This window comes from Glaciecola sp. MF2-115, assembly GCF_047250385.1.
Taxonomy (GTDB): Bacteria; Pseudomonadota; Gammaproteobacteria; order Enterobacterales; family Alteromonadaceae; genus Glaciecola.
The window spans coordinates 130,884-138,727 of record NZ_JBLBVM010000046.1; the positions used below are offsets into that span (position 1 = coordinate 130,884).

At 43.1% G+C, this 7,844-nt stretch carries 5 protein-coding genes; all 5 read left to right on the forward strand.

Translation table 11 applies throughout. The annotated features are described in order from the left end of the window. Positions 1 to 29 precede the first annotated feature (29 nt). The gene (gene rpoC / locus ACKLNX_RS07085; RefSeq protein WP_412971794.1) at positions 30 to 4,214 is read left to right on the forward strand and encodes a DNA-directed RNA polymerase subunit beta'; all 4,185 of its coding nucleotides are present in this window, start codon (positions 30 to 32) and stop codon (positions 4,212 to 4,214) included. 313 nt (positions 4,215 to 4,527) lie between these two features. Beyond that, positions 4,528 to 4,902 carry a 30S ribosomal protein S12 gene (gene rpsL / locus ACKLNX_RS07090; RefSeq protein ID WP_195733806.1) on the forward strand — a complete coding sequence of 125 codons (375 nt, stop codon included), beginning with the start codon at positions 4,528 to 4,530 and terminating at the stop codon, positions 4,900 to 4,902. Positions 4,903 to 4,975: 73 nt separating this feature from the next. Then, positions 4,976 to 5,446 carry a 30S ribosomal protein S7 gene (rpsG, locus tag ACKLNX_RS07095; RefSeq protein ID WP_411694566.1) on the forward strand — a complete coding sequence of 157 codons (471 nt, stop codon included), beginning with the start codon at positions 4,976 to 4,978 and terminating at the stop codon, positions 5,444 to 5,446. A gap of 42 nt (positions 5,447 to 5,488) precedes the next feature. Continuing rightward, positions 5,489 to 7,591 carry an elongation factor G gene (gene fusA, locus ACKLNX_RS07100; RefSeq protein WP_411694567.1) on the forward strand — a complete coding sequence of 701 codons (2,103 nt, stop codon included), beginning with the start codon at positions 5,489 to 5,491 and terminating at the stop codon, positions 7,589 to 7,591. Between the two features lie 82 nt (positions 7,592 to 7,673). Further along, the coding region (locus tag ACKLNX_RS07105; RefSeq protein ID WP_412970809.1) for a GTP-binding protein at positions 7,674 to 7,844 on the forward strand (171 nt) is incomplete at its 3' end.

The window sequence follows — 7,844 nt, forward strand, 5'->3', positions numbered from 1 at the left end:
CGTGACAATGACTCCGTTGGGAGAGGAATGTGAAAGACTTACTAAAGTTTATTAAACAACAAAACAAGACCGAAGAATTCGATAATATCAAAATCGGTCTTGCTTCACCGGACATGATTCGATCATGGTCTTTTGGTGAAGTTAAAAAGCCTGAAACGATAAACTATCGTACGTTCAAGCCTGAGCGTGATGGTCTTTTCTGTGCACGTATATTCGGTCCAGTAAAAGACTACGAATGCTTATGTGGTAAATATAAGCGTTTGAAGCACCGTGGTGTTATCTGTGAAAAATGTGGTGTTGAAGTTACCCTAACTAAAGTGCGTCGTGAGCGCATGGGTCACATCGAATTGGCAAGCCCAGTTGCCCACATTTGGTTCCTAAAATCATTACCGTCAAGAATCGGATTGATGTTGGACATGACACTACGTGATATCGAAAGAGTACTTTATTTCGAATCATACGTAGTAACCGAAGCTGGTTATACAGAGCTTGAAGCAAGACAACTATTAACTGAAGAAGAATATTTAGATTCTTTGGAAGAGCATGGTGATGAGTTTGAAGCGAAGATGGGTGCAGAAGCAGTTTTCGAACTTCTTAAGCAACTTGACGTTGAAGCAGATGTTGCTGCCATGCGTGAAGAACTACCTTCAATAAACTCTGAGACTAAGCGTAAGAAAATTACTAAGCGTTTGAAATTGTTAGAATCTTTCCAGCAGTCTGGTAACAAGCCAGAGTGGATGATCCTAACAGTATTGCCGGTATTACCACCTGAATTACGTCCTCTAGTACCACTAGATGGCGGTCGTTTCGCGACTTCAGATTTGAACGATTTATATCGTCGTGTAATTAACCGTAACAACCGTTTGAAGCGTCTTCTAGACCTTGCTGCACCAGACATCATAGTACGTAACGAAAAACGTATGCTTCAAGAAGCGGTAGATGCTCTTCTTGATAATGGTCGTCGTGGTCGCGCTATTACTGGTTCTAACAAGCGTCCATTGAAATCACTTGCTGACATGATTAAAGGTAAGCAAGGTCGTTTCCGTCAAAACTTACTTGGTAAGCGTGTTGACTACTCTGGTCGTTCTGTAATTACTGTTGGTCCTACATTGCGTTTACACCAGTGTGGTTTACCTAAGAAAATGGCACTTGAGTTATTCAAGCCGTTTATCTATGGCAAACTTGAAGGCCGTGGTTTAGCAACAACAATTAAAGCAGCTAAGAAATTAGTTGAACGTGAAGCACCGGAAGTATGGGACGTTCTTGACGAAGTAATTCGTGAACATCCAGTATTACTTAACCGTGCACCTACTCTTCACAGACTAGGTATCCAAGCGTTTGAACCTACCTTGATTGAAGGTAAAGCTATTCAATTGCACCCATTAGTATGTGCGGCCTATAACGCCGACTTCGATGGTGACCAAATGGCGGTTCACGTACCATTGACTATCGAAGCTCAGTTAGAGTCTCGTGCATTGATGATGTCGACTAACAACATTCTTTCACCAGCAAACGGTGAGCCAATTATCGTTCCTTCACAGGACGTTGTATTGGGTCTTTACTACTTAACGCGTGACCGTGTTAATGGTTTAGGCGAAGACATGGTATTTACTAGCCCGCACGAAGCTGAAAAAGCGTATCGTACAGGCAACGCTGAGCTACACGCTCGCGTTAAAGTTCGTATCACTGAGTTTGATGTTCAAGAAGACGGTACTAAAGTTGAAAAAGTAACACTGACAGACACTACTGTTGGTCGTGCTATTTTCTCTTTGACTCTTCCAAAAGGTTTACCTTTTGAAATCATCAACCAAGCAATGGGTAAGAAGCAAATTTCACAATTGTTGAACACTTGCTACCGTACTCTTGGTTTGAAGGACACTGTAATCGCAGCTGACCAAATCATGTATACCGGTTTCCACTACGCGATGATCGCGGGTGCTTCAGTTGGTATTGATGACATGGTTATTCCAGATGCGAAGAAAGACATCATCGATGCTGCAGAAGCGGAAGTGATCGAAATTCAAGAGCAGTTCCAATCAGGTCTAGTAACTGCCGGTGAGCGTTACAACAAAGTTATCGATATTTGGTCTACTGCCAATGAAACTGTTGCGAAAGCGATGATGGATAACTTGAAGACTGAAACCGTTATTAATAAGAACGGCGAAGAAGAAGAGCAAACATCATTTAACTCAGTTTACATGATGGCTGACTCAGGTGCTCGTGGTAGTGCCGCTCAGATTCGTCAGTTGGCTGGTATGCGTGGCTTGATGGCTAAACCAGATGGTTCAATCATCGAAACACCAATTACCGCTAACTTCCGTGAAGGTCTAAACGTACTTCAGTACTTTATCTCTACTCACGGTGCTCGTAAAGGTTTGGCCGATACGGCATTGAAAACAGCTAACTCGGGTTACCTAACTCGTCGTCTAGTTGACGTTGCACAAGATTTGGTTATCAATAACGATGATTGTGGCACATTCGATGGTGTTAAAATGACGCCGTTAATCGAAGGTGGTGATGTTGTTGAAGCACTACGCGAACGTGTTCTAGGTCGTGTTGTTGCTGAAGACGTTGTGAAGCCAGGTACTGATGAAGTATTGGTTGAACGTAACGTTCTTCTCGATGAAGCACTTGTTGACATGCTAGAAAGTAACTCAGTAGACCAAATTATGGTTCGCTCGGTTATCACTTGCGAAAATGACTTTGGTGTATGTGCCAACTGTTATGGTCGTGACCTAGCTCGTGGCCACATGGTTGGTTCTGGTGAATCTGTCGGTGTTATCGCCGCTCAGTCAATCGGTGAGCCAGGTACACAGTTAACGATGCGTACATTCCACATCGGTGGTGCGGCATCTCGTGCAACAGCAGAAAACAACGTACAAGTTAAGACAACGGGTACATTGAAATTCTCTAACGCGAAATTCGTACGTAACTCTGATAAGAAAGTGGTTATCATTTCACGTTCAACTGAATTAACGGTTATCGACGACCAAGGTCGTGAGAAAGAGCGTTATAGAGTACCTTACGGTGCTGTGTTGAGTGTTGATGATGGTGCTTCGATTACTTCTGGCGATATCGTCGCTAACTGGGACCCGCATAGTCACCCAATCGTGACTGAGCGTGATTCTAAGATCAGCTTCGCTGACATTGACGATTCAAACACAGAAATGCAACAAGACGAATTAACTGGTTTGACTCGTATCGTTGTTAAAGATCTTTCTAAAGCAAACGCTAAAGAGCCTAAGCTTATTCTTGATAATCCAGAATTTGGTCTTCAAGAAATACGTTTACCAAGCTTCACTACTATTGAAGCAACAGATGGTAAATTGGCGAAAGAAGGTGACGTGTTAGCACGTATACCTCAAGAAAGTTCGAAAACTCGAGACATCACCGGTGGTCTTCCACGTGTTGCTGACTTGTTTGAAGCGCGTAAGCCTAAAGAGCCTGCGATTCTTGCTGAAGTTTCTGGTGTTATCGGTTTCGGTAAAGAAACAAAAGGTAAGAAGCGTCTTACAATCACACCAAAAGGTCAAGATCATTACGAAGAGATGATTCCTAAGTGGCGTAACCTGAATGTATATGAAGGTGAATCTGTAGAGAAAGGTGAAGTTATTGCTGACGGACCTGAGTCTCCACATGATATCTTGCGCTTACGAGGCATCAGTGCTGTTTCTAATTACATCGTAAACGAAGTACAAGAAGTATACCGTTTACAAGGTGTAAAAATTAACGATAAGCACATCGAAGTTGTTATTCGCCAAATGTTACGTAAGTGTATGATTACGTCTCCTGGTGATACCCAGTTCTTAGAAGGCGAGCAAGTTGAGGTTTCTCAAGTTAAGATCGCTAACCGTGAAATGGAAAAACAAGGTAAGATCCCAGCTGGCTATGAAACACAGCTACTAGGTATTACTAAAGCTTCATTGTCGACTGAATCATTCATTTCAGCTGCATCATTCCAAGAAACAACTCGTGTGTTAACGGAAGCTGCAGTACAAGGTAAAGAAGATGATTTACGTGGCTTGAAAGAGAACGTTATTGTTGGTCGCTTGATCCCAGCTGGTACTGGTTTCTCGTATCACCAAAAACGTGCTGCTAGAAAAGCTGCTCAGTTTGCCGCGCAACTTGAACCAGTCGAGCCTTCAATGGCTGCTGATGAAGCTGCACAAGCAATTTCAGACTTGCTCAATGCAGGTGATGATAGCGCTGAGTAAAACGACAAAAGTAAAATGTCTATAAATTGAAGCGGGGAGTATGTGAAAACATGCTCCCCGCTTGACATTAGGGCCTTTGATCTATAACATTCCGCGACCCAATTTTGCCAATCACATGTTTTGGTAAAATGAAGTTGCGGTTTTTTGTTTTTAAAATATGACAAAAAACGTTGATCTCATTGGGCTAACGAGCAGTAGGCTCTATTTCATTAATTGGTATTCAATTATGGAATATGCCTACAATAGAACTCAACGGTAAATCGCAAGAGCGAATTTATTTGTTGGGAATTAATTTTTAATCAGGAGCTAGTTAATGGCAACAGTTAACCAGTTAGTGCGCAAGCCACGTAAAAAGCCGGTCGAGAAATCGAACGTAGCTGCTTTACAAGCATGCCCACAACGTCGTGGTGTATGTACTCGCGTATATACTACTACGCCTAAAAAGCCGAACTCTGCACTACGTAAAGTATGTCGTGTTCGCCTAACAAACGGTTTTGAAGTGTCTTCATACATTGGTGGTGAAGGTCACAACTTACAAGAGCACAGCGTGGTACTTATCCGCGGTGGTCGTGTAAAAGATTTACCAGGTGTTCGTTATCACACAGTCCGCGGTACTTTGGATTGCGCTGGTGTAAACGATCGTAGACAAGCCCGTTCTAAATACGGCGCAAAAAGGCCTAAGTCTTAACGGTTCTCCGTTAGTAAGGCCAAACTATTAAATTAGAGTTTTGGGTTATACCTGAATTCCACGGAGAATTAAGATGCCAAGAAGAAGAGTTGTAGGTCAACGAAAAATCCTACCAGATCCTAAGTTCGGATCACAGTTGCTTGCTAAGTTCATGAATGTCGTAATGCTCGACGGCAAGAAGTCCACCGCTGAAAAAATCGTTTACGGTGCCCTTGAAATTGTTGCTGAAAAAACCGGCAAACCACATCTAGAAGTGTTTGAAGATGCACTAGAGAACATCCGCCCTACGGTCGAGGTTAAATCTCGTCGTGTTGGTGGTTCTACGTACCAAGTACCAGTAGAAGTTCGTCCAGTTCGTCGTAACGCGCTAGGTATGCGTTGGATGGTTGATGCGGCACGTAAACGTGGTGAGAAATCCATGGCACAGCGTTTAGCAGCTGAAATGATTGATGCACAAGATAACAAAGGTAGTGCGGTTAAGAAACGTGAAGACGTTCACCGCATGGCAGAAGCTAACAAAGCCTTTGCTCACTACCGTTGGTAGTCTTGAGTTAATCACTCGAACTTTACGGAAAAAGAGAGAAGTATGCCACGTACTACACCTATTGAACGCTACCGTAACATTGGTATTGTTGCGCATGTTGATGCGGGTAAAACCACAACGACTGAGCGTGTTTTATTCTATACCGGTATTTCACATAAAATCGGCGAAGTTCATGATGGCGCTGCCACTATGGATTGGATGGAACAAGAACAGGAACGTGGCATTACTATAACTTCTGCTGCAACTACTTGCTTTTGGGCAGGTATGCAGCAGCAGTTTGATCAACACCGTATCAACATTATAGATACGCCAGGACACGTTGACTTCACGATTGAAGTTGAACGTTCTTTGCGTGTTTTAGATGGTGCGGTAGTTGTTTTTTGTGGTTCCTCAGGGGTTGAGCCGCAATCAGAAACGGTATGGCGTCAAGCCGATAAATATCATGTACCCCGTATGGTTTTCGTCAATAAGATGGACCGTGCAGGCGCAGACTTCGAACGTGTTGTGAATCAGATTCGTAAACGTTTGGGCGCTAACTGTGTACCAATCCAATTAAATATTGGCGCAGAAGAAGAATTCAAAGGCGTAATTGACCTTATTAAGATGAAGTCGATTAATTGGAATGAAGCCGATAAAGGGCTTACCTTCAACTATGAAGAGATTCCAGCCGAATATCTCGAGAAGGCTGAAAAGTACCGTACCGAGATGATAGAAGCAGCAGCTGAAGCAAATGATGATTTGATGGAAAAATACTTGGGTGGCGAAGAGCTTACCGAAGCTGAAATCAAAGAAGGTTTGCGTATCAGAACACTCAGCAATGAGATCGTTTTAGCTTGTTGTGGCTCTGCATTTAAAAACAAAGGTGTTCAAGCCGTGCTTGATGCTGTTGTGGAATATTTGCCAGCGCCAACAGAAGTACCAGCAATCAAAGGCATTCTGAATGACAAAGATGAGACTGAGTCATCTAGAGAAGCTGATGATAACGCACCATTTGCTGCCTTAGCATTTAAAATAGCAACTGACCCATTCGTGGGCACGCTTACATTCTTCCGTTGCTATTCGGGTGTGATCAAAACGGGTGATGCAGTTTACAACCCAATTAAAGGCAAAAAAGAGCGTATCGGGCGTATGGTGCAAATGCACGCGAACGATAGGGCTGAATTGAAAGAAGTTCGCGCTGGTGATATTGCTGCTGCGATCGGTCTGAAAGACGTGACCACAGGTGAAACCTTGTGTGATCCGAATAACATTATTACACTTGAAAAGATGGACTTCCCAGATCCTGTTATTTCAATTGCGGTAGAACCAAAATCTACAGCGGATCAGGAAAGAATGGCCATAGCCTTAAGTAAATTAACGGCTGAAGATCCATCATTTAAAGTGAAAACCGACGAAGAGTCTGGTCAAACAATCATATCTGGAATGGGTGAACTTCATTTAGATATCATTGTTGATCGTATGAAGCGAGAGTTTAACGTGGAATGCAACGTGGGTAATCCACAAGTTGCTTATCGTGAAACTATTCGCAAGGCTGTTGAAGTCGAAGGTAAGTTTGTTCGTCAATCTGGTGGTAAAGGCCAATATGGTCATGTTTGGTTGAAAGTTGAACCAAACGAAGAAGGCGCTGGATACGAATTTGTTAACGCAATTGTTGGTGGCACAGTGCCAAAAGAGTTCATTCCAGCAGTTGATAAAGGCATCGAGGAACAGATGCAAAATGGTGTACTAGCAGGCTATCCTGTACTAGACATCAAAGTAACCTTATTCGATGGTTCTTACCACGATGTTGACTCTTCGGAAATGGCGTTTAAAATTGCTGCTTCGATGGGTTTCAAGAATGGGATGGCTGATGCCAACCCTGTGTTGCTTGAACCGACTATGCAGGTTGAAGTAACCACTCCTGAAGATTGGATGGGTGATGTAGTCGGAGACCTAAACCGCCGTCGAGGGATGATTGAAGGTATGGAAGAGGGTGTAGCAGGCATTAAGATTGTGCGTGCTAAAGTACCGCTTTCGGAGATGTTTGGATATGCCACCGCTTTGCGTTCTGCAACGCAAGGTCGGGCGTCATACTCAATGGAATTTTATAAATATGCGGAAGCACCGACTAATGTCGCTACGGCAATAATCAACACCCGTATGTAAACAATTTTAATTTTAATTTAAACTATAGAAGTTCAGTTCACTCCAATATTGGAACGAATAATAAACTTAGGAAATAAAGAAAATGGCAAAGCAGAAGTTTGAACGTAATAAACCACACGTAAACGTTGGTACTATCGGCCACGTTGACCACGGTAAAACAACTCTTACAGCGGCAATCACGTCGGTACTAGCAAAGACTTACGGCGGTTCCGCTCAAGCATTTGATCAAATCGACAACGCTCCAGAAGAGCGC

Bases quoted from the DNA above. Each gene is read 5' to 3' on its own strand.
- rpsL (WP_195733806.1), top strand. From the start codon at position 4,528: ATGGCAACAGTTAACCAGTTAGTGCGCAAGCCACGTAAAAAGCCGGTC.
- rpsG (WP_411694566.1), top strand. From the start codon at position 4,976: ATGCCAAGAAGAAGAGTTGTAGGTCAACGAAAAATCCTACCAGATCCT.
- fusA (WP_411694567.1), top strand. From the start codon at position 5,489: ATGCCACGTACTACACCTATTGAACGCTACCGTAACATTGGTATTGTT.